The following is a 21993-nucleotide window of genomic DNA, read 5'->3' as shown; positions in this document are numbered from 1 at the left end:
CCGATCGGGGCTGCCTGTGGCTTATCAGGCGGCCCCGATCGCTGTTAGCGGCAGCGATCCGGGGCCTTGACGGACCGGAGATCCGCCATGGCACCAGATCCTCGCAGCACCAACGACTTCTCGGCAGTGCACCTCACCTATTCGGAGCCGCACGGCTGGACGTCCCCGCCGCAGTGCGTGGAATCCCGTGAGGCAGCCGAAAGACTCCGCGACGCCACCAACTTCCTCTCCGGACAGAGCGCTGCTCAGCGTCGGACCTGGAACATCACCCCGTGCACCTGTGGCGGTGCGCTCTGAGCATCGAAGCCATCGCCTGGGCGCTGAACACAGCACCCATTCCCAGCGATCGCCGAGACACTTCGTTTCTGGCGATCGTCCTGGCCAACCACGCCGTACCAGACCGATGCAACGCGCTGGCCCAACGCCGAGAGGTCCGCGATCTATTATCGTATGCGCTGGAGGTCAGCCCTTGCTTGGCCGAGGATCATTGGCTGGCGCAACTGTTTCTTGCTTCCGGATGGGCCCCTTCAAGCTGCGGACCTAGAGCTCACCGCCCCGTCGTAGGCGAGAATTTCACGAGACCGCTCGATGCCTTGGCTCTGGTTGTCAACGATGGCACTGCCACGGGACGCGCCCGGCTTCCGAACCTGCACAATTCACCGGTTCACTTCAGACATGACGTCCACCTCAAACTAGGTGCGAAGCAGTTTCCGCGTCATCCAGTGGAGCACAGCGGCCGACAGTTTGGGCGTCGAAACTGTCGGCCGCAGCATCGACTTAACAGGAGTTACTGCCAGAGAACGCTTGACGCCACAGCGTAAACGCTGACTGATCACGCTGGGGCCAACTCCGCTTCGACTGTTCATGGCACACATTCGTGCGACGAAGCAACCGAATCCTGCACGATGTACGCCACCAGCTTGGTGCTGAGCAACGCCAGAACAGTCACAGTTCTTCGAGCGGCACCAACGCGCCGCGGATGCTCCGCCGAGGGTCAGCCGCCAGAACCTCTCGTACCGGCAGGTGTTCCATCCGATCTGTGAGTGCATCGGCGAGACTGACCCGCACGATCCGCGCCGGGTCGCGGGCCAAGGATAGGCCGGGCTCGGATCCCGTAGGGTCTTGCGCCCAAAGGACGGCTGCGAGAGCTCGAACGTCGGGATGTGCGTGTGCTGCCAGCAGGGCGGGTGGCAGATCATCGGCCGACGACTTCACCACCAGCAACGCTTCCACGATTTTCGCCACTTCGATCTCGTCTGGACGGCCAAGCAGTCGTACCGCGTGGTACCGGACAGTCTGCCGGTCCTCATCCGTCTCAGCCAGCTTCGCGCACGCCAAGACCGCTACGTCGGCGGTTGTGTCCGGCCCCAGGTCCATATGAAGGAAGCTCAGTGGATGCCGCATCCCGGACACCAGCAGGTCGTACTCGCCCATCGGCAGGTTTCCGCCGACCAACGGCAGCACAGCGTCGAACGTGCGCCTTCGTTCGTCCGGAGACAGGTCCGTCGCGATGCCAGCAAGCTCGCTGAGCGTGTCCCGCCGGTTGACGACCGAGTCTGCGGGATCGAGAGCTCGATGCAGTAGCGAGGACACAAGTGCGGCCATGAGTTCCTCGTCGAGCAACCCGGCGGTGGCGACCAATGTCGTATTGAAACTCCATATCGGCATGACGCCAGGCTGCGGGGCCTCACGCTCGATCACCGCCCGCGCGGTCGCCTCCGCGTGTTCACGGATCCGGTCCGTAGTTGCCCCGATCATCGCGAGAACCGAACACGCCCAACGGTTGCCGGCCTCGGCTGGCCCAGTCAGCATTGCGACGGCGCGGGCTTTGTGCTGCTCGACGAGAGACAACCCCGAGGTCAAAGCCACCTCACCGAAGTCATCATTGAAGACGGCACCCCCGAGAAGCTGTTCGACGGCACACCCGGCTAGGGCAGGGTGAACGTGGGCAATCTTGACCAGTAGCCGTGCATGGTCGGTATCCGTGCGGTGGCCAGTGCTGACATCTTGAGGAAGCCACGTTGTCGTCGCGTCAATCGCCCAGCGCGCTTGTGCTTCGTCTAAGCACGGGGCCAGTGAAACGAGGACTTTGAGCCCCCGCTGCACCAGGCGACTGAAGAAAGTCGGCTGCGGACCGCCGCCCTCGATCGCGTCCAGAGCGACGACAATCCAAGCGGCGGCATCGTCGTCGTCGAGCAGGTCGGCCACCTTAGCGGCGACTTCAAGGGCCGCACCGAGCTGGCCCGCAGTGCTGCCTGCAGTGGGAACCGGCCAGTGGACCGGAGCCTCTGGAAGCGCTGCTGCCGCTATTGCAGCTTCCTTCCCAGACTCAGCCCGGACAAACTGCTCCAAGCCGGCCAACGGCTCGCCGTTGTCTCTCAGCACGGCGCCGAGAGCTTTGGTCGCCTCGTTCTCCCCGGCGAGATCGGCGCGGATACAAGCTTGCCAGCGCCACTGTGAGAACAGCCGCACCGAACCTCGGCCCCTCTTTTCGCCAATGCTCCGGAGCGCCCGCTCCTCTATCGTCGGGCTGCCAGGTAGCCGGTGTGACCAGGTCCCGTTCCGCAGGTGCTGTGCGAACGGGTGTTCCGTGTCCCCGTTCGCCAAGAACAAGCCCTGGCGCACCCGGATCCCTCGAAGGGCGTACAGCCAGTCGACCGCTTCATCGTTCATGCTCTCGGTAAGAGCCCACGAGATCGCGTCCTGATAGCACCGGAAAGCTCCGCGGAAGTCATCTGTGAAGGAAAGGTACCGAGCCTGGCGGGCCAGGATCCAGATCCGGTGAACCGGACCGAACAGCTTTGCTCGGGCTTGCAGTTCTGCCCACTCGCCCGTGACCTCCGCGATACACATGCTCAACCGGACCACCAGGTCCTCCTCGCGTGACCCGCTTGTTTCAAGCTTAAGAGCCAGACCCGCAAGCCGGTTGAGACGCTCTTCGACCAAGCCCTTCTCCATCTCCGCAAGAGCGTGTTCGGCCATGAAGACCGCAGCGTCGAGCAAATGGGGATCGGCGTCGCACAGTGCATCGAACGGACCGGCCAGCTCCTCCCGGATACCGGTCAGGCCAGTGAGAACCCGCTCAGCGGCCCGCGCGAAGGTGAGCGCACGGCGGAACTGGCATCCTTCGGCATGTACCTCGTTCTGCCGATCAGCGAAAGAGAGATGTTCGGCGGACTCACCGGTTCCATTCATTCCCGTCCACATCAGGTCGAGGCGAACTTCAGCGCTCTGGTCCAACCGGCCAGCCTGGATCAGCGCTCGGGCCTGCTTGGATCGGATGTCTCGAGCGTGTACCTCGAATCCCGCCTCAAACAGGACGCTGGCCACCTTCGCGTACCGGGCAGCCGCCTCAGCAGGCTCCGTTTCTGCCATGGCATCGGCTTCCGCGGCCAGCAGGTCGACCTTCAGGTGGCGTAGCGGTCCCTGGGTCACGGCGTTGGCCAACACTTCGCGGTCAGTGCTCGGCAACGGCTCGGCCTCCGAGGCAGGACGCCAGTCGACGGAGAACCTGCCACGGAACTCCTGAAGGGAACGGCACATCACCACGGCGTAGGACTGCGCGAACGCGGGCGCGATACCGGCTGCTTCGAACGCCACACGGACTTCGTCGAGCTGGAGGCCCGGAAGCGAGATCGCCACCGAGGTCGGCTGCCGATCTGATCCCGACGGGAGCAGAACGTGGTGACCTCGTAGGAGCGCTGTGCTGATGTCTGCATCCTCATGACGGGGAATCAGGACACACGGGCGCGCAATTGCGACGCACCTGGACCAGGCCTCTGCGTCGTCGACCACCAGTGCTCGCAGACTCTCCGGAGCGCTGGCAACGACGACTGCCGCGAGGAACGCCAAAGCCTGCTCTTCGGATTCGCCCTGGATCGCCGTGCACGCCGCCGGCTCCTCGAGAAGCCTCAGAATCCCATCGGTTTGCTCAGCGCGCCCGGCGAGCAACCCAGCGGCTGGCAAGGCTGGATCTGTGTAATGGGACCAGGTGTCCCACCAGGCAGCGAGCTCCTGTGCACCAGGCAGCCGGATGGCACCCAGTTCCGGAACCTCGTGAATCAACTCGGCGACGATGCGATCGATATCCTGGGGAATGCTGCGCCGGTGGAGTCGGCGGTACTGGTGGTCCAACAATGCCCTGATGTCGACCGGCAGCTTCTCGCGAGCGGGCAGGGTCGCATCATCGATGAGGACCGGGACAAGCCGCTTCCCCCCTTCAAGCGCGAGCCGAATCTCTCGGCGCACCCAGTCGTCCGGGTCATGCAGCCGACGATGGCGGAGGTCGTCCAGCCACTTCTCGCCAATCACCACGATCACGACCGAGCATTGGCGGAGTGCCCCCTCGATCTCCTCGGCGAACAGGCTTCCAGCTACCGCGTCCTGCGACACGTGGAACACCTCGCCCTGCCCCAGCTTCACCTTCAACTGCTCGACCAGCAGGCCGGCGACCGCTGCCTCGTCGCCCACGCGGTAATTCACGAAAACCGTGCCTCGGAAGGCGCTCATGACTGTCCTTTCACGAAGGATCCCAACTGGCCTCATGATTCACGACATTTCCCGGATCCGCCGGACCCCAGGGATATAGGAAACAGGAAACACCAGCTGACTTACCGGACACACGAGAAACTCGAGGGACGAGATCCGCGAAAGAGGAGGCGTTCGTCATGAGCTCGATAGGCCGACCCCGGTCATTGCGGGAGATCCAGCGTCGGTTCCACCTAACGATCAGTGCCTCGCCAACCGTCCTCGACGGCTGGAACCTTTCCAGCGATCTGCCTGATCGGGTGCTCTCTGTGACCGAACTCGTCGAGTTGGCTCGCCTGACGACGACTTCTCCGGAAGCCAAGGCAACCATCTGGGCCGAAGTAGTGCGGCTATCACAGACTGATCCCCAGCCATGGCGGCTGGTGGCCGTGGTGCTGATGGCACCCTCGCTCGCTGCTATAGCGCGGCAGGTCGCCGACGAACGCGGGGACGACGATCTCGACGATACCGAGGGTGACCTCCTTGTGGGATTCCTCGAGGCCTTGCAGTCCGCAGACCCTGGAATGCGGCGGCTCTCCACCCACCTGAAGCGGATGGCGCGTGCCCGAGCCGTCCACGCTTCGTCCGTTCGGGCCACGAGTTCCGACCGCTGCCTGCAGGTGCGAACGGTGCCCCTTGTACCACGATCTGGGCACGTAGACCTGGTTCTCGCCGACGCCGTCGCCCACCACTTCCTGACTCGGTCCGAAGCCGAACTCATCGCGCGGACGCGCATCGAAGGCCTTCCTCTGCCCGTCGTGGCCCGTGAACTCAAGTTTCCGCCCGGTCAGGGAGACAAGGCTCGGGAGCACGCCGAACGCAAACTGCTCGAGTACTTCCGACGGGCCGATCACTGGTCCGGCCAAACCGGATGCTAGATCTGCCGCCGCAGAGCGAGAGTCAGGACGGGTTCCAGCGAACGCACCTTTGGATGGCTGTGCCAACGCCGGAGAATCCTGGCCAACCGGCCGGTATCGGAACGTACGGTTGCAGAATCGATCCCCACCGCGTCCGTCACGACACCGCGGGACAGCTCCTGACGCTGGCCGCGGTGCTGATGGGCGCCGCGGCCTCGTTCACCGCCACGACGCTGGTCGAGCGCAGCAAGTGGCGGCGCCAATACTCGACGCGATGGGATGACAAACGCCTTAGCGCCTATGCCGAGTACGCCACCGCGTTGAAATCATGCGCGCAGTTGTCGTACCGGATCGCTGCGGCCCGCGGCTACCCGGCGGGTGCGCTGCCGGTCGATCTCGAGGAGGGTTTGGCGGCACTAGCGGAGGCCGAGAACGAGCGCACGACCAAATGGGAATCCGTGCTGCTTCTCGGCTCCCCTGCTGCGGTTGATGCCGGACGCCGCTGGCACGAGAGCGTCTGGAAGCTCAGCTGGGTCGCCCGGGGGAAAGCGATGAGCCACGACGACTTCATCGGGCTCTACCACGTCATCGGCGCCAAGCGGGACGAGTTCTACGTGCACGCCCGGGCCGACCTGGACGTGCGCTGCGGACGCCTCCCATTGCCCGATCGCGACTGGCTTCCGCCCGCGGACCGCGACCTCCGGGAATGACCGTCGTTTTGTCCCGTCTCGACCCGGACAGTACGGAAAATCCCAAGCCCGCCAAGGGAATTCTCCCGTAACCGTGCGCGGCGTGTTGCCCAGCCCGCCGCCACCGAGTACTCAGGCGAAGGTCAACTTTCGCGACATAGGATTCGGGGAGCGGCATGACAGCGCAGCTGTGGTCACGACGAACGTTGCTAGGCGGCGCGGCAGGCAGTGCGGCGCTGCTCATCACCAGTTGCGCGTCGAAGCAAGCCAAAGCGACGGCCGCGGCTCTGCCGCCCGCCCAGCCCGGCGGGGCACGCGTGATGATCATCCGCCACGCCGAGAAACCGTCCGGTTCGACCGGGCCGCAAGGGATTGACGTGAACGGCAACTCCGATTCGCATTCGCTGACCGTCCGCGGCTGGACCCGGGCCGGCGCGCTCGTCGAGTTGTTCGCGCCGGCGACCGGGGCGCTGCGGGACGGACTCGCCCGGCCGACCGCTGTCTACGCGGCGGGCGGCAACGGCGGCGAGGGCACCCGGCCGAGGGAAACGGCCGGGCCGGTGGCGGAGCGGCTGGGCAAAACCGTCCTGACCACCTACGCCAAGGGCAGCGAGAGCGCGCTCGCCGCGGAGGTCGCCCGGCGGACGGAGCCGACGTTGATCAGTTGGCAGCACGAGGAAATTCCCGCGCTCGCCGCGGCGTTCGGCGCGACGACGCCGCAGAAGTGGCCGGACGACCGGTTCGACGTCGTCTGGGTGCTGACCCCGGCCGGGTCCGGCTGGGCACTCGCTCAAGTGCCGCAGTTGCTCCTGGCCGGGGACAGCGCCGAGCCGATCAAGTAAGGGCCGCGACGCTCAGACCCGATCAGCCGAACCTCACTGCCGCTCGAAGGGCAGCTTCTCCCCCGCTTCCACCGCGAACGGCAGGTGATTCCCCTCCGGCGGCAACGGGCACGTCGCGAAGTCCGTGAACGCACAAGGCAAATTGACCGCCCGGTTGAAGTCCAGCGTCACGGCCCCGTCCGCAGCAGCCTCGGCCACCGGCAGGGAACGGTTGGCGGCATACGTCGTCACGCCGCTGGTCGAGTCGGTGAAAAGAATGCTGTACCCACCGGTCTTGCCGTTGAACGCAGTGAGCGTGTGCTCGACACCGTCGCGCTCGAAGACAACCCGGCCAGGCGCGGTGTAGACATGCGACAGTCCTTCTACTACCGCGCCAACAGTCGTCGGACGGGGCTCGTCGAAGGCTTCAAAACGGCCAGTCAGAACCCAAGCCGGGTCGGGTTCGTACGCGGGTACGCCATGGAAGTCGTGCAGCACAGGGGCTTTCGGGTCGTGCACGCGGATCAAGTAGCCCGACCGGCGCGCGACTTCGATCTCTACCGAGCCCGCCGTCACGCGGGTTCCCGCGCCGCTGTTCACCAGCTCGAAGCGGTGGACATCAGTCAGCAAAGTGCCTTCATGCCGCAACTCCCCGCCGTCCGGGTCGACGTACGCGGCTTCGGCGTCCTGCCACCAGCGACCGGGCAGGCCGGGGTACGTCCGAGGAGCGTTCTCGAGCCAGTCGAGCGACACCAGCGCCAGCCAGCCGTATGGATCGGCCAGCGTCTTTTCCCGCTCCGCTTTCCAGTCCTGCCACGCCTGCGCGAACTCCACCGCCATGTCCGGATCCCTTCAGAGAGTGTCCACGGCACAACGCCGGCCCCGGCATGGCATTCCGGCTCCCAGCACGTGGGAACGGTAGGGTCGCCGGGTGGCGGAGCAGACGGAACAAACCGTGGAGATCTACACCGACGGCGCGTGCAGCGGCAATCCCGGACCGGGCGGCTGGGGCGCGCTCCTGCGCTACGGCAAGCACGAGCGCGAGCTGTACGGAGCCGAGGACACCGTCACCACCAACAACCGCATGGAGCTGATGGCTCCGATCCGCGCGCTGGAAAGCCTCACCCGCGCGGCCGTGGTGCGGATCTACACCGACAGCACGTACGTCCGCAACGGCATCCTCCAGTGGATGCCGCGCTGGAAGAAGAACGGCTGGCAGACGCAGGCGAAGCAGCCGGTCAAGAACGCCGACCTCTGGCAGCGCCTCGACGCCGCCTGCGAACGGCACGAGGTCGAATGGCTGTGGGTCAAGGGCCACGCCGGGCTTCCGGAGAACGAGCGCGCGGACAAGCTCGCGGTGAAGGGATCGCAGGAAGCCGCGGCGTCCGGGGTGCGCCGGGCTCGCGGCTGAGCGCGCCGCGCTGCCACGAGACGGCGGCGTGCTGCGCCCGCGAAGGCAACCACCGCTTCGATCTAGTCGGAACGCTCGGTGCCACCGACAACAAAATTCGTCTTGACAATAAGAACCATCGGTTGGCAAGCTCGGCAGCATCAGAAAGCCGAGAGGACAAGCCATGCCGAAGTTCACGACCGTCGCCGAGTACGTCGCCGCTCAGCCCGAAGCGCTCCGCGAGGTCTACACCGCGCTCCTGCCCGTGCTCGACGACGCGATGCCTGAGCCAGCCGCGCTCTACCACGGCGCTCCCACCTGGAAGGCGGGCAAAAACCCGGTCTGCCTCGCGAAGGCGTACAGCTCGTACGTGACGCTCGCCTTCTGGCGCGGCCAGCTGTTCGACGGCGGCCTCGAACCAGGCGCACGCGAGATGGCCCACGTGAAGCTGCGCGGCGCCGAGGACGTCGACGCCAAGCAGATCGCCGCCTGGGTGCAGCAGGCTCTCGCGCTGGAGACAGAATCAGCGGCGTGACCAACCCCTGCCCCTGCGGCCTGCCCGAGCCCTACGCCGACTGCTGCGGCCGGTTCCACCGCGGCGACCAGCACGCCCCGACCGCCGAGCGGCTGATGCGGTCGCGGTACTGCGCGTTCGCCGTCGGGGAGCCCGAATACCTGCTCGACACCTGGCATCCGGACACCCGCCCGAAGCGGCTGCGGCTCGATCCCGCCCAGGAGTGGACCCGGCTGGAGATCCTCGGCCAGACCGGCGGCTCGCTGCTGCAGAACGAGGGCACCGTCGAGTTCCGCGCGCACTACCGCCACCAGGGTCGCGACGACTCGCAGCACGAGAACAGCCGGTTCGTCCGCGAGGGCGGGCGCTGGTACTACGTCGACGCCCGCTAAGCGGAACCGCAGGCGAAAATCGGGCGAAAAGACCCCGTCGAGGTCTGTTCCCGGACGCTCCGGACGGCTACCATCACCGGCAATCGTTAAGGAACTTTACTAACAATCGCCGCCGCCAGGAGCCCGAGGAGGACCGCTCGTGACCCCACGCCGGCCAAGAATGCCCGGACGGCTGTTAGCAGTCGCCGCACTGACCGCCGCGTTGATCCCCGGCGTCGCCGGAGCCGCTTCGGCCGGGCCGGAGCCCGGCCAGGCCGCGATCCCCGGTTATCTCATCCAGTCCTCGGCCAAGGTGTCCGACGACGCCTCGGTGTCGAAGCCCGGCTTCGACGCCAAGGGCTGGTACCCCGTCGGCTCGCAGTCGACGGTCTACGCGGGGCTGCTCGCCAACGGCCGCTACTCCGACCCGTTCTATTCCACGAACATGAAGAACGTGCCGACCGCGGACTTCAAGGTCCCGTGGTGGTACCGCGCCGACATCAAGGTCGCCGACCCCTCGCAGCGCACCTATCTCGACATCAGCGGCGTGCTGTCCAAGGCCGACATCTGGGTCAACGGCGCCCGGGTCGCGACCAAGGACGACGTCAACGGCCCCTACACCCGGCACGACCTCGACGTGACCAAGCAGGTGCACGAGGGCGTCAACAGCGTCGCGTTCAAGGTCTACCCCAACGACCCGAACAACGACCTGTCGATGGGCTGGATCGACTGGGCGCAGACCCCGCCGGACCAGAACATGGGCCTCGCCCGCGAGATCGTCGTCCGGCACAGCGGGCCGGTCGCGCTGCGCGGCGCGCACGTGGTCACGAAGCTGAACGTGCCCGCGCTCGACCACGCCGACCTCACCGCCAAGGCCGACGTCCGCAACGACTCCGATTCCGCGGTCCGCGCCACGGTGTCCGGCACCGTCGCGGGCAAACCGGTGAGCCAGGACGTTTCCCTTGCCGCGCACGAGAAGAAGACCGTCTCGTTCCCGGTGATCGGCGTCGACAAGCCGCAGGTGTGGTGGCCCGCCGGCATGGGCGGGCAGCCGATGCAGCAGCTGGACCTCACCGCGACCGTCGGCGGGACGACGTCCGACGCGAGCCACTCCAGCTTCGGCATCCGCGACGTCAAGGCTCCGCTGAACTCCAGCGGCGGGCGGCAGTACCTGGTCAACGGCAAGCCGCTGATGATCAAGGGCGGCGGCTGGTCCCCCGACCTGCTGCTGCGCTGGGACGCGGGCCGCGCGGCCGACAAGCTCGCCTACGTCAAGAACCTCGGCCTCAACACGGTGCGCCTCGAAGGCCACATCGAACCCGACGCGTTCTTCGACCTCGCGGACCGGATGGGCGTGCTGACCATGCCCGGCTGGGAATGCTGCGACAAGTGGGAAGGCCAGGTCAACGGCGACGAGAAGGGCGAGCCGTGGACTGAGGCGGACTACCCGATCGCCAAGGCGTCCATGACCGCCGAAGCCGAGCGGCTGCGCGACCACCCGAGCGTGCTGTCCTTCCACATCGGCAGCGACTTCGCGCCCGACGCGCGGATCGAAAAGGGCTACCTCGACGCGCTGTCCGCGGCGGACTGGCCCGCGGCGGTGATCTCCGCGGCCTCGGCCAAGGCGTCGCCGAAGCTCGGCCCGTCCGGGATGAAGATGAACGGCCCGTACGACTACGTCCCGCCGAACTACTGGTACGACAAGGCGCACAAGGACGCGGGCGGCGCGTGGAACTTCAACTCCGAGACCAGCGCCGGGCCGGACATCCCGACGATGGACACGCTCAAGCGGATGATGACGCCCGCCGAGCTGGAAACGCTCTGGAAGAACCCGGCCGCGCCGCAGTACCACCGCTCCGAGTCGGAGACCTTCGCGAATCTGAAGATCTTCGGCGACGCGCTGGCCGGCCGCTACGGCAAGCCGACCGGCCTGGACGACTTCGTCCGCAAGGCGCAGCTGGCGCAGTACGAGAACGTCCGCGCGGAGTTCGAATCGCACTCCCGCAACTTCACCGACTCCAAGGACCCGTCGACCGGGCTCATCTACTGGATGCTCAACAGCGGCTGGACGTCGCTGCACTGGCAGCTGTTCGACGCCTACCTCGACCAGAACGGCTCCTACTTCGGGGCCAAGAAGGCGAACGAGCCGCTGCACATCCAGTACTCGTACGACACCAAGTCGGCTGAGGTGGTCAACTCCACCACGACGAAGGCGTCCGGCCTGACCGCCACCGTCGAGCTCTTCAACACCGACGGCACGAAGAAGTTCTCGAAGACCAAGAAGGACTTGTCGGTCAACGGCGGCGGCGCGCACGCGAAGGCGCTCGACATCGGTTCGGTCAGCGGGCTTTCGTCCACCTACCTGGCGAAGCTGGTGCTCACCGATTCGGCGGGCAAGGAGGTCAGCCGGAACGTGTACTGGCTGTCCACCAAGGACGACAAGCTCAACTGGAGCAAGTCGGACTGGTACTACACGCCGACCTCGTCGTACGCCGACCTGTCCGGGCTGTCGAAGCTGGGCGCGGCGAAGGTGGCCACCACGGCGACCTCCGCGCCGGGTCCGGACGGCACCACTGTCACCACGGTGAAGCTCACCAACACCTCGTCGGGCAAGACGCCGGCGTTCATGGTGGACACGCACCTGGTGGACAGCGCGGGCACTCCGGTGCTCCCGGTCAGCTGGTCGGACAACCAGGTCAGCCTGTGGCCGGGCGAATCGGTGACGCTCACCGCCACCTATCGCACGGCCGATCTGCACGGCTCCGCGCCTTCGGTGCGGGTCGCGGGCTGGAACACCGGCACGCAGACCGTCCACGCGTAAGCGTTGTGGGACTAGCGGGTTCGCCCGCTAGTCCCACAGCCGACGCTGTCCGGAATCCGGATCGGACACCGTCGTGCTGACGTCGTCGAACACCCGCGTCACCCGGTCCTCCGGCGTATAGCGAGCCCACCCCGGATCGCCGGTCGCCACGAACCGGACCCACGTCGCGAACATCTCCTCCGCCATCGCCCGCAGCCGCTCCGGATCGGGGCGGGCGATGGCGAACATAAAGCGCCAGTTCGGGTTGCGGACGTCGTCGAACACGAACGGCAGGTCCACCCCGTGCGCCGCGCCGAGGCCCTTCCCGCGCGGCGCGATCCGCCAGTCGAGCCGGTACATCCACGCCGTGCCGCCCGCCGCGTGCTGGGTTTCCGCGAGCCGGATCGCCGGCAGCCACCAGTCCCCCGCCGTGCGGACGCGGTTCACCAGCTGGTCCTCCGGCCAGTCCGGCAGCAGCTCCCGGTACGCCTCGGTCATCCGCGCGATGTCGTCCGGTTCGAGCATCGTCGAGCCGGTGCCGAGCAGCTTCGCGCCGCCGGTTTGCAGCCAGGAGAACAGGTCCTGCTCGTCGGCCGTGGTGCCGGTGAGGATCCGAACTTCCCGCGCCGCGCCGTCCGCGACCGCTTCGCCGGGCCGCTGCGGCAGGAGATCTCCGTCGACCACCACGCGGTACGTCACGAGCGTGCCGAGCTGAGCCGTGACCCGTTGCTGCGCGGTCAAAATCTCCGTGACGGGCAGCGTCGACAGATCTCCGCGGCCTAGCTCAGCCAGCACCGCCTCGCCGACCGCTTCCGCCTCGGCCGGGGTGTGCACGACGGACCCGACGCCGGTGCCGCTCTGCACGATCGCCTGGCTGAACAGCCCTTTCGCGGCCGGAACCGCCAGCAACGTCCCTACCGTGCGGCCGCCGTTGGACTGCCCGGCGAGCGTGACGCGCCGCGGGTCGCCGCCGAACGCGGCCACGTTGTCGCGGACCCATTCCAGCGCCAGAACTTGGTCCTGCAGCGAGAGATTCCCGTCGGAAACCCCAGGCAGCCGGAGCATGCCGAGCACTCCGAGCCGGTACGCGACGGTCACGACGACCACGCCGCGCCGGGCGTACGCGGACGCGTCGAACTGGTGCGGCGCACCCATCACCCCGCCGCCACCGTGGATCCACACCAGCACCGGATACGAGCCGGGCGCTTCGGGCGCGTAGACGTTGACGTACAGGCAGTCCTCGTCGCCGACGAAGCGTTTCCCGGTCACGTCGGGCTGCGGCGCTTTGGCGGCGAACTCCGTCGCGTCGCGCACTCCGGTCCAGGAAGCCACCGGCACCGGCGGCCGGAACCGCAGCTCCCCCACCGGCGGCTCCGCGAACGGCACCCCCAGGAAACGCCCGACTCCGTCCCGCACCTCGCCGCGGACGGCACCGGCCCGCGTCTCCACCGTCGTCACGATCGCAGCCTAACCCCGGCCCCCTCGCGGGCCAGAAAGCCGCGGGCGATGATTACGCCGTGGAAATCGCAGCGGAATTGGTGGCGCTGGTCCTGACGGTCCTCCTGGTGACCGTCGTCGCGCGCCGGATGGACTGGTCGGCGCCGCTGTGCCTGGTCGCGGTCGGCGTCGGGGTGTCGTTCATCCCCGGGGTGCCGCAGTACGAACTGGACCCGGAGATCGTCCTCATCGGACTGCTGCCGCCGCTGCTGTACTCGGCGTCGTTGCAGACCTCGCTGGTCGCGTTCCGCAAGCTGCGCGGGCCCATCGCGCTGCTGTCGGTCGGGCTGGTGGTGTTCACCGCGTTCGGCGTCGGGCTGGTCGCCTGGCTGGTCGTGCCGGGATTGCCGCTGGCCGCCGGGATCGCGCTCGGTGCGGTCGTCGCGCCGCCGGACGCGGTGGCGGCGAGCGTGGTCGCGCGCCGGGTCGGGATGCCGCGCAAGCTCGTCCGGCTGCTGGAGGGCGAAAGCCTCTTCAACGACGCCGCCGCGCTCGTCGCGCTGCGGACCGCGATCGCGGCGATCGCCGGCGCGGTCAGCCTCTGGCAGGTCGGTCTCGACTTCCTGCTCGCGGCCGTCGGCGGGATCGTCGTGGGCTTCCTGGTCGGGCTGATCGTGACGTACGTGCGCGCGAAGCTGGAGGACACGCTCACCGACACCGCGCTGTCGTTCGCAGTGCCCTTCGCGGCGTACCTGCTGGCTGAAGCGGTGCACGGATCCGGTGTGCTGGCGGTCGTCGTCACCGGGCTCATCCAGGGACACCAGACGCCGCGGATCCAGTCCGGGCCGTCGCGGCTGGCCAGCAGGCTGAACTGGGAGACCGTCCAGTTCCTGCTGGAGAACATGGTCTTCCTGCTGATCGGCCTGCAGGTGCGGGGAATCCTGCACGAGGTCGGCAAGAGCGGGCTGTCGCTGTGGCAGCTGGTCGGGATCTGCGCCGCGGTGCTCGCCGCGACGATCCTCACCCGGATGCTGTGGATGGTCGGCATCGGCGTGGTGAAACGCCTCCTGAACTCCTTGGGCCTGGAACGCGGCAAGGTGTGGCCGTGGCGCTACTCGGCGGTGATCTCGTGGGCCGGGATGCGCGGCGTGGTCACGCTCGCCGCGGCGTTCGTGCTGCCCGCGGACACCCCGCAGCGCGCGGTGCTCGTGCTGGCCGCGGTCGTCGTGGTGGCCGGGACGCTCCTGGTGCAGGGCATGACGCTGCCGCCGCTGATCCGCCGCCTGCGGCTGCCTCGTCCGGACCCGGCGGAGGACGCGTTGCAGGAGGCCGCCGTGCTGCACGACATGACCCGCGTCGCCCTCGCGAAACTCGAGGAGCTGCGTCGTCCGGAAGACCCGCCCGAGGTGATCGAACGGCTGCGCGACCGGTTGCAGGGCCGGTCCGACGCCGCGTGGGAACAGCTTGGCCGGCAAAGCGCGCTCGCCGAAACCCCGAGCGACGCCTACCGTCGGCTTCGTGTCCAGCTGCTCGAAGCCGAACGCGAACAGTTCCTGAAGGCGCGCGACCGCGGCACCGCCGACGACGCCGTGCTGCGCCGCGTGCTGGCCCGCCTCGACATCGAAGAATCCATGCTCGACCGCGACGAGGAGGAACCCCCGGTGGCCGAACGCGAACTCAGCACCCCCGCCGCCACGGCCGGGTCGTGCAAGCACCTCAGCCACGAGTGGCCGAGCAAAGAGCCCAGCTCCCCGGATTCCTGCGCCGAGTGCGTCGAGGCCGGGATGACGTGGGTGCACCTGCGGATGTGCCTCAAGTGCGGGCACGTCGCCTGCTGCGATTCGTCGCCGGGCAAGCACGCCTCGCAGCACTTCCACGAAACCCGGCATCCGGTGATGCGCAGCTTCGAACCGGGCGAGACCTGGCGATGGTGCTTCGTGGACAAACAGCTCGGCTGAACCCACCGGTCAGGGCCGGTTAGGGTCGGGGCATGACCACGCCCGAACAGGAAGTCGAGTACCGCCAGCACCGCTTCAGCCCGCCCTCGGGCGCCACCGAGATTTTCCTGGTGCGCCACGGGGAATCGATGCCGCAACGGCTCAGCGAGCCGTTCGACCTCGTCGACGGACAGGCCGACCCGGACCTCGCGCCGGAGGGCCGCGACCACGCCGCGCGCGTGGGCGAACGGCTGGCGTCCGAACGCATCGACGCGGTGTACGTCACCACGTTGCGGCGCACCGCGCAGACCGCGGCGCCGCTGGCGGAAAAGCTCGGCCTCACCCCGTCCGTCGAGCCGGATCTGCGCGAGATCCACCTGGGCGAATGGGAAAACGGGCTCTTCCGCAAGAACACCGCCGAGGGGCATCCGCTGGCACGGAAGCTGTGGGAGGAGCAGCGCTGGGACGTCCTGCCGGGCGCGGAATCCGACGAAGCGTTCGGCCTGCGGATCCGCGCCGCACTCACGCGGATCGCCGCGGCGCACCCGGATCAGCGGGTCGCGGTGTTCACCCACGGCGGCGTGATCGGCGAGGTGTTCGCCCAGGCGAGCCGCGCGCTGGAGCGATTCGCGTTCCTGGGCGCGGACAACGGATCGATCTCACACCTCGTGGTGCACGGCGAAAACTGGCTGATCCGCGGCTTCAACGACCGTTCTCACCTGACGGCCCCGCTCGGCTGAGCCGACTCGTCGCGGCGGATGAACCCCGCCGCGACGAGCTGCACCGTCACCAGCACCGCCACTGATTCCGCGGCCAGCAGCCCGATCAGCACCAGCACCTGCGTCGTACCGGCCTGAAGCGGGCTGGCCCCGCCCAGCAGCACGCCGACGTACGCGCCCGGCAACGTCACCAGCCCGACCGTCCGGGTCTGATCGAGAGCCGGGATCAACGCGTGCCCCGCCGACGGACGGCAGATCTCCAGTGCGGCGTGCCTCGGCAGAAACCCCAGCGCGAGCGCGGCTTCGTACTCGCCGCGGCGTTGCTTGAGCTCGTCGAGCGCGCGCCGGGCCGCCTGCGAGGTCGCGGTCATCGAACCGCCGATCACGATCCCCGCGACCGGCACCACGGAAATCGGCTTGGCCGGGACGACACCGGAACCCAGCACCAGCCCCAGCACCGGAACGACGCCGGACGCCAGCGACAACGCGACCCACCCGATCCGCCGCGGCACCCCGATCCGGCTGGCGGACGTCGCGGCGGCGATGGAGAACATCGCGAGGACGAACAGGCCGGTCAGCCAGTCCGAACGCAGGATGAAGGTGATGACCAGCGAAACGAGCGCGAGCTGCACGACCGCGCGGATCGCCGCGACGAGCACCGCCCGCCCCTGTCCCAGCTGCCCGAACCGGACGACGGCCGCACCCGCGAGCGTCAGCACGACGAGCACGGCGATCAACGCGGGCCCGAACCCGATCGCACCGTTCACGGAGGTGATCCTGCCGCAGGCCGGGGTTCGCTGCGGTGTGCCGGGCCTTCTCCTGCCCCAGCGTTGCCCCAATGCAGCGTCGGGTGCGTCAGAGATGCACTCCGTGCGGCGTTCATGCCCCAGTGCTGCTCCGATGCGCATTGGGTGCGTCAGATGCACCCCATGCGGCGTTCGGTGCGTCGAGCGCACCCCATGCGGCATTGGAGCGCGGTACCGGGAGCTTCGGACCGGATCAGGCACTGCAGCTGAGCTGCCGGCCCTCCCCCGCCACCGATTTCTCCGCGACCACGTGCCCGTCGACCCGGATCCGGCACAGCAACGCCCCCGCGCTCTGGGCGACCAGGCTGCTGAACACCGGCTGCTCGGCGGGAGCCTTCCGCTCCACCGTGACCGACCAGGGCAGGCGGACCTCGGCCTGTTGTTCGAGGTCGCCGCCGGTCGCGACGTAGGTCAGGTTGCGCGCGACGTCGCCGCCGGTCAGCTCGTAGACGACCGTGCGGCTCACCTCGTGCACGACCGCCGGCTCGACGGTCACCGACGGCACCGACGCGGCCGGGGCGGGCCGGTCCGGGGTCGCTTTCGGCATGACGTACCACGCGACAGTGACCGCGACGGCGATCACGCCGACCACGACCACCACGCTCCCGAGCGGCCGCAGCCTGCCCGAATCCCCCCGGGCCGCCGTGGGCCGGGTCGCGCCAGGAACACCCATGGAGAGGTCTTCTCTTCTCGAGCGCACTTCCCGCGAGTGCGACGTCTGGTTCTTCGCCAGACCGTTACACGGCGTTAGCCAACCCGAGAAAATGAGCTCCTTTTCACCCTGTTGGGGGTAGAGCGGGTTCGCTCACGAGTGCGGTCACCACGCACGATGCCGATGACGCTCGCGCACTCCCCACTTGACCCTGGGTGATCAGTCGACCAGCCCGGCCTCGGACAGCATCCGCAGCACGCGCTGTCCGGCCGGCGGGCAGGCGGCGGCGTCCCCGGCGCGCAGCCAGGCGGCTTCGGCGATCTCGGCCGAGGGCTCCGGTTCGCCGGTGTGGTCGGCGGTGTAGCAGGTCATCCGGACGCGGCGGCCGTCGGCGAATCCGTCGGCCTGCTCGTCGAGGAGCGCGAAGAACCGGAAGCTGAGCGGGTCGAGCGCGACGCCCAGTTCCTCGCGGATCTCCCGGCACAGGCCCTCGACATCGCCTTCGCCGGGTTCGCGCTTGCCGCCGGGGAGATAGAACTTCTGCTTGCCGCTGGTGCGGACGGACAGCAGCCGCCGGTCCTTCACGTGGACCCAGGCCAGGGCGTCGATCGGGGTCATGGGACGCATTCTGTCGTACCCGCGAGGCATGATCGCGGGGTGTACAGCGAACGCCCTCCGCCGGAGCCCCTGCGCCGCCTCGTGCGGTGCTGCTGGGAGTCGGTGGAGCCCGGCCCGAAACGGATCGTCCCGGACGGCTGCGTGGACCTCGTCGCGGGCGGCGGCGAGGTGTTCGTCGCCGGACCGGACACGGCGGCGTGGACGTCGGTGTTCCCGCCCGGCACCCGGCTGCGCGGCCTGCGCTTCCGGCCCGGCACGGCGGCGGCGATGCTCGGCGTGGGCGCGGACGAACTGCGCGACAGGCGGGTCTCCCTGCCGGACCTGTGGAACCACCGCGGCGCGACCCTCGCCGACGAGATCCTCGACGGCCGCGACCTCGCCGACGCGATGTCCGCCGTCGCGACCGACCAGGAGGTGCAGGCGGATCCGGTGGTGGAGCGGATGCTCGCGCAGTTCACCGCGGAAGCCGCCGGGGGCGCCGAGATTCCGGGCGGACGAGAATCCGCCGCGCACGACCGGTCCGCGTGGCATCCCGGGAAAGCAGACCGAAGCGAGCGCCAGGCGCGCCGCCTGTTCACCCTCGCGGTCGGCTACGGACCGGCCACCTACCGCCGAATCCTGCGCTTGCAACGCGCCATCGCGCTGGCACCGGCCACCGCGAGCCTCGCCGACCTGGCCGTCGCCGCGGGCTATTCGGACCAGCCGCATCTGACCCGCGAATGCCGGGCGCTCACCGGCCTCACCCCGAGCGCCTACTTCGCCCCGTAACTCATTCCGCCGCCGGATCCTGTTGCCGCACAAGAAGGCGCGCGACTCCGCTGTCGTCCGCACTCACCCGGCTGTCTGCCTAGCCCCAGGCCTCACTCCGCCGCCGCCCGCACTCACTCCGGCCGCCTGATTCGCCCCCACGCCTCACTCCGCCGCTAAATCTTGTTGCCCCGCAAGAAAATGCGCCGTCTCCACCGTCGCCGGATACAAGGCCCGATAGTGCACGTAAAACTCGTCGTACCGATCCGCCCGCTCCGGATCCGGCCGGATCACCTCGGCGACCGGATTCCACGTCTCGATATCCGGCTCCAGCCCGACCGCCACCGCCGCCAGATACGCGTCCCCGAAACACGCCCCGACAGTTTCCGTCGGCAGATGCTGCGGCGTCCGCGTCACATCGCTCACGATTCCCGTCCACACCCGCCCCTGCGTACCGCCGCCGACCGCCACCAGCCGGCGCGCGGGCGAGCCCATCGCGGCGAGGTTGTGCCGCACCCCGTAAGCCGTTCCCTCCAAAGCCGCGCGGTACAGCTCGGCCCGGCCGTGCGACGTGGTCAGCCCGGCGATCACCCCGCGCGCCAACGGATCCGGCACCGGAGTCCGCTCGCCCGCGAAGTACGGCAGCATCAGCAACCCGCGGCTGCCGGCCGGGACGCGCCCGGCAGCGGCGACCAGTTCGGCGAAATCGCCGTCGAAGAGTTCCCGCAGCCAGTCGGTGATCGCGCCGGACGTCGCCATTCCCGCGGCCAGCGAGTAGCTGCCCGGCAAAACCCCGCGCGTCGCCCACAATCCGGCGACCGGCCGCGCCTCGGCGACAGCCTGGACGAGGAACATCGTGGTGCCGTACATGACCATCGTGTCGCCAGGGTCGCGCACGCCGGCGCTGGTCGCTTCGGCCCACGCGTCGATCGTGCCGCAGGTGACCGGCAATCCGGCCGGCAACCCGGTCCCGGCGGCCGCCTCGGCGGTGACCGTGCCGACGACCTCGGTCGGCCAGGCGAGCCGCGGCAGCTCGATCCCGGGCGCGACGAGCGCGGCCCAGTCCCGCGCCCAGCCGCCCGCGCGCAGGTCGTACATCGGGTCGCACTGGCTGGCCGAATGGTGGTCGAGCACGTATTCGCCGGTCAGCCGCTGCACGAGATACGAGCTCGCCATCAGGAACTGCCTGGCCCGCGCGGCGACGTCCGGCTCGTGCCGGTACAGCCACCGCCACTTCGGGCCGACCGCCTGGCTCGACAGCGCGCTCCCGCAGCGTTCCACAATGGACGTTTCGCCGAGTTCGGCGGTCAGCTCGGCGATTTCCGCGCCGGCCCGCGTGTCGACTCCGTAGAGAATCGCCGGGCGCAGCGGACGGCCGCCGGCGTCGGCGGGCAGCAGCACCGGGCCGATGCCGCTCACCGCGAGCCCGGCCGGTTTCCGGCCGCCGGCCAGCAATTCGCGCACCAGGTCGGCGAACCCGGCCCACCACACCGTTTCGGCGTCGTGCTCGAACCAGCCGGGCCGCGGGCGGGAGGTGCTGTGCGGGCGGGCGGCGCGCGCCAGTACAGTGCCGTCCGCACCCACGAGGACGCCTTTCGAACTGGACGTGCCGATGTCGATGCCGAGCAACGGGCCCGGTCGCATCACAGCACCCCCGGCAAGCGGACGGTAAACGATTACCGGCAAGGTATTCTGCGCTCACCGGGGTGTCAAGAAAGCCAGGACGAGGAGGCTCGGTGGCCACGATCAGCGACGTCGCCGCCAGGGCAGGCGTCTCGACCGCCACGGTGTCGCGGACCCTGAACGGCAAGTCCACAGTGGACCCCGAGCTGGCCGCTCGGGTGCTCGAGGCCGCCGAGGAACTCGGCTATCACCCGAACGGACTGGCGAGAAATCTGCGCCGCCAGGAAACCGCGGTGCTGGCGCTGATCATCTCCGACGTCGAGAACCCGTTCTTCACCTCGATCGCGCGCGGGGTCGAGGATCTCGCGCAGGTGTCCGGGTATTCGGTCGTGCTCTGCAATTCCGACGAGAACGAGGACAAGGAACGCCGCTACCTCGACGTCGCGCTGCAGGAACGCGTCGCGGGCGTGCTGCTCTCCCCGACCGGCCCGGCCACGAACGTCACCCGCCTGCGCCGGCTCGGCACGCCGGTGGTCGCGGTCGACCGGCCGCTGCCCGGCACCGACGGCGACCAGGTGCTCGTCGACACCCGCCGCGCCGCGCGGCAGGCGGCCCGGCACCTCGTCGCGAACGGCTACCGGCAGGTGGCGTGCCTGACCGGGCCGTCGGGCGTGCGCACCGCCGACGACCGGCTGTCCGGCTACTTCGACGCGGTCGGCGAGGAGAACGCGGTCTACCGGCGCGCCGAATACCGCGCGGAAGGCGCCCGCCGCGCCGCCGGGGACCTGCTGGACCAGCCGACGCCGCCGGACGCGCTGCTGGTCGCTAACAGCACGATGGCGATCGGGGTGCTGGAAGCGCTCGCGGAGCGGAGCCTGCGGGCCGGGCGGGACATCGGCATAGTCTCGTTCGACGACGCCCCGTGGACGACGTTGATCGACCCGCCGCTGACCGTCGTGGCGCAACCCGCGTACGAGATCGGCCGGGTCGCCGCGCAACTGCTGCTGGCCCGCATCGCCGACAGCACCCGCGAACCGGTCACCACCACCCTGGACGCACAGCTGATCGACCGGCAAAGCTCGCACCGCTGACCGGACGCGCCGGGGAACCCCGACGCCATGCCGCGCGGCAAAACGCGGCGAAATCCGAAGAGATCCCGGGCGAGAAGCACATCCGAGGGCACACCCATCCCTGGCTTCCGCCGCGGACGACGTTGACCGACCCGCCGCTGACCGTCGTCGCGCAACCCGCGTACTAGATCGGCAGGGACGCCGCGCAACTGCCGCCGACAGCCCCGGGGAACGCCGACGCCGGACCGCGCGGCGAAATCCGGCGAGCACGCCCAGGGCGAAAACGGAATCCGAGGGAAACGACGTGCCTGGCGGCCCGGCGGAGATCCGCCGAGCCGCCCGGCCCCCCCCCCCCCCAGTCCCCCCCGCAAACCCCCCCGACCGCCGAGCACCGGCCCCACCCCAGGGCGGGAAA

General features: G+C 68.8%; 19 protein-coding genes. 11 read left to right on the top strand and 8 right to left on the bottom strand.

The genetic code is table 11. The annotated features are described in order from the left end of the window. Positions 1-87: 87 nt before the first annotated feature. Positions 88-297 (top strand): hypothetical protein, encoded by a 210-nt coding sequence (locus ACFXI3_RS35075; RefSeq protein WP_378405433.1) that lies wholly within the window; start codon positions 88-90, stop codon positions 295-297. 648 nt (positions 298-945) lie between these two features. Here ACFXI3_RS35075 and ACFXI3_RS35070 read toward each other — a convergent pair. Then, positions 946-4509 carry a toll/interleukin-1 receptor domain-containing protein gene (locus tag ACFXI3_RS35070; protein WP_378405431.1) on the bottom strand — a complete coding sequence of 1188 codons (3564 nt, stop codon included), beginning with the start codon at positions 4507-4509 and terminating at the stop codon, positions 946-948. A gap of 371 nt (positions 4510-4880) precedes the next feature. Beyond that, positions 4881-5393 carry a hypothetical protein gene (locus ACFXI3_RS35065; protein ID WP_378405429.1) on the bottom strand — a complete coding sequence of 171 codons (513 nt, stop codon included), beginning with the start codon at positions 5391-5393 and terminating at the stop codon, positions 4881-4883. Between the two features lie 185 nt (positions 5394-5578). Here ACFXI3_RS35065 and ACFXI3_RS35060 point away from each other — a divergent pair, with 185 nt between their 5' ends. Together ACFXI3_RS35060 and ACFXI3_RS35055 are read left to right on the top strand one after the other, a co-directional pair. Next, the gene (locus ACFXI3_RS35060; protein WP_378405427.1) at positions 5579-6094 is read left to right on the top strand and encodes a hypothetical protein; all 516 of its coding nucleotides are present in this window, start codon (positions 5579-5581) and stop codon (positions 6092-6094) included. 155 nt (positions 6095-6249) lie between these two features. Beyond that, positions 6250-6915: a hypothetical protein gene (locus ACFXI3_RS35055; RefSeq protein ID WP_378405425.1), complete on the top strand. Its 666-nt coding sequence runs from the start codon at positions 6250-6252 to the stop codon at positions 6913-6915. Positions 6916-6948: 33 nt separating this feature from the next. On the opposite strand, the gene ACFXI3_RS35050 is transcribed toward ACFXI3_RS35055, so the two are convergent. Continuing rightward, the gene (locus ACFXI3_RS35050) at positions 6949-7734 is read right to left on the bottom strand and encodes a DUF1684 domain-containing protein (protein ID WP_378405423.1); all 786 of its coding nucleotides are present in this window, start codon (positions 7732-7734) and stop codon (positions 6949-6951) included. Between the two features lie 91 nt (positions 7735-7825). Between ACFXI3_RS35050 and rnhA the strand changes: the two genes are divergently transcribed. The 4 genes from rnhA (at position 7826) to ACFXI3_RS35030 (ending at position 11990) form a co-directional block, all read left to right on the top strand. Beyond that, positions 7826-8305, top strand: a complete 480-nt coding sequence (gene rnhA / locus ACFXI3_RS35045) for a ribonuclease HI (protein WP_344286491.1) — start codon at positions 7826-7828, stop codon at positions 8303-8305. Between the two features lie 163 nt (positions 8306-8468). Next, on the top strand, positions 8469-8819 hold the full coding sequence (locus ACFXI3_RS35040) for a DUF1801 domain-containing protein (protein ID WP_378405420.1): 351 nt from the start codon (positions 8469-8471) through the stop codon (positions 8817-8819). Further along, positions 8816-9190 carry a YchJ family protein gene (locus ACFXI3_RS35035; RefSeq protein ID WP_344286489.1) on the top strand — a complete coding sequence of 125 codons (375 nt, stop codon included), beginning with the start codon at positions 8816-8818 and terminating at the stop codon, positions 9188-9190. The genes ACFXI3_RS35040 and ACFXI3_RS35035 overlap by 4 nt, the downstream gene beginning before the upstream one ends. A 160-nt stretch (positions 9191-9350) precedes the next feature. Then, on the top strand, positions 9351-11990 hold the full coding sequence (locus ACFXI3_RS35030) for an exo-beta-D-glucosaminidase (RefSeq protein ID WP_378405474.1): 2640 nt from the start codon (positions 9351-9353) through the stop codon (positions 11988-11990). A 27-nt stretch (positions 11991-12017) separates the two neighbouring features. Here ACFXI3_RS35030 and ACFXI3_RS35025 read toward each other — a convergent pair whose 3' ends face one another. Beyond that, entirely contained in the window at positions 12018-13427 is a 1410-nt protein-coding gene (locus tag ACFXI3_RS35025) for a carboxylesterase/lipase family protein (RefSeq protein ID WP_378405418.1), read from the bottom strand. A gap of 59 nt (positions 13428-13486) precedes the next feature. On the opposite strand from ACFXI3_RS35025, the gene ACFXI3_RS35020 reads away from it, so the two are divergent. Both ACFXI3_RS35020 and ACFXI3_RS35015 read left to right on the top strand, forming a co-directional pair. Then, positions 13487-15364 carry a Na+/H+ antiporter gene (locus ACFXI3_RS35020; RefSeq protein ID WP_378405416.1) on the top strand — a complete coding sequence of 626 codons (1878 nt, stop codon included), beginning with the start codon at positions 13487-13489 and terminating at the stop codon, positions 15362-15364. 32 nt (positions 15365-15396) lie between these two features. Then, a complete protein-coding gene (locus ACFXI3_RS35015) occupies positions 15397-16083 on the top strand; it encodes a histidine phosphatase family protein (RefSeq protein ID WP_378405414.1) in 687 nt (228 codons plus the stop codon). Here the strand turns inward: ACFXI3_RS35015 and ACFXI3_RS35010 are convergent. From ACFXI3_RS35010 to ACFXI3_RS35000, 3 genes are all read right to left on the bottom strand, one after another. After that, the gene (locus ACFXI3_RS35010; protein WP_378405412.1) at positions 16059-16829 is read right to left on the bottom strand and encodes an ABC transporter permease; all 771 of its coding nucleotides are present in this window, start codon (positions 16827-16829) and stop codon (positions 16059-16061) included. The two genes, ACFXI3_RS35015 and ACFXI3_RS35010, sit on opposite strands and share 25 nt — an antisense overlap. Before the next feature lie 232 nt (positions 16830-17061). Beyond that, positions 17062-17541 (bottom strand): MmpS family transport accessory protein, encoded by a 480-nt coding sequence (locus ACFXI3_RS35005; protein WP_344286484.1) that lies wholly within the window; start codon positions 17539-17541, stop codon positions 17062-17064. A gap of 198 nt (positions 17542-17739) precedes the next feature. Then, a complete protein-coding gene (locus ACFXI3_RS35000) occupies positions 17740-18138 on the bottom strand; it encodes an NUDIX domain-containing protein (RefSeq protein ID WP_354744838.1) in 399 nt (132 codons plus the stop codon). Between the two features lie 39 nt (positions 18139-18177). Between ACFXI3_RS35000 and ACFXI3_RS34995 the strand changes: the two genes are divergently transcribed. After that, complete coding sequence (locus ACFXI3_RS34995) at positions 18178-18906, top strand: helix-turn-helix domain-containing protein (protein ID WP_378405409.1); 729 nt, start codon at positions 18178-18180, stop codon at positions 18904-18906. A 144-nt stretch (positions 18907-19050) separates the two neighbouring features. Here ACFXI3_RS34995 and ACFXI3_RS34990 read toward each other — a convergent pair whose 3' ends face one another. Next, positions 19051-20529 (bottom strand): FGGY-family carbohydrate kinase, encoded by a 1479-nt coding sequence (locus tag ACFXI3_RS34990; protein ID WP_378405407.1) that lies wholly within the window; start codon positions 20527-20529, stop codon positions 19051-19053. Between the two features lie 92 nt (positions 20530-20621). Between ACFXI3_RS34990 and ACFXI3_RS34985 the strand changes: the two genes are divergently transcribed. Next, on the top strand, positions 20622-21599 hold the full coding sequence (locus ACFXI3_RS34985) for a LacI family DNA-binding transcriptional regulator (protein ID WP_344286480.1): 978 nt from the start codon (positions 20622-20624) through the stop codon (positions 21597-21599). Positions 21600-21993 lie beyond the last annotated feature (394 nt).

The sequence above is a fragment of the Amycolatopsis sp. NPDC059235 genome (assembly GCF_042754125.1).
Lineage (GTDB): Bacteria > Actinomycetota > Actinomycetes > Mycobacteriales > Pseudonocardiaceae > Amycolatopsis > Amycolatopsis albidoflava.
This window is presented reverse-complemented; position numbering and strand designations above follow the sequence as displayed.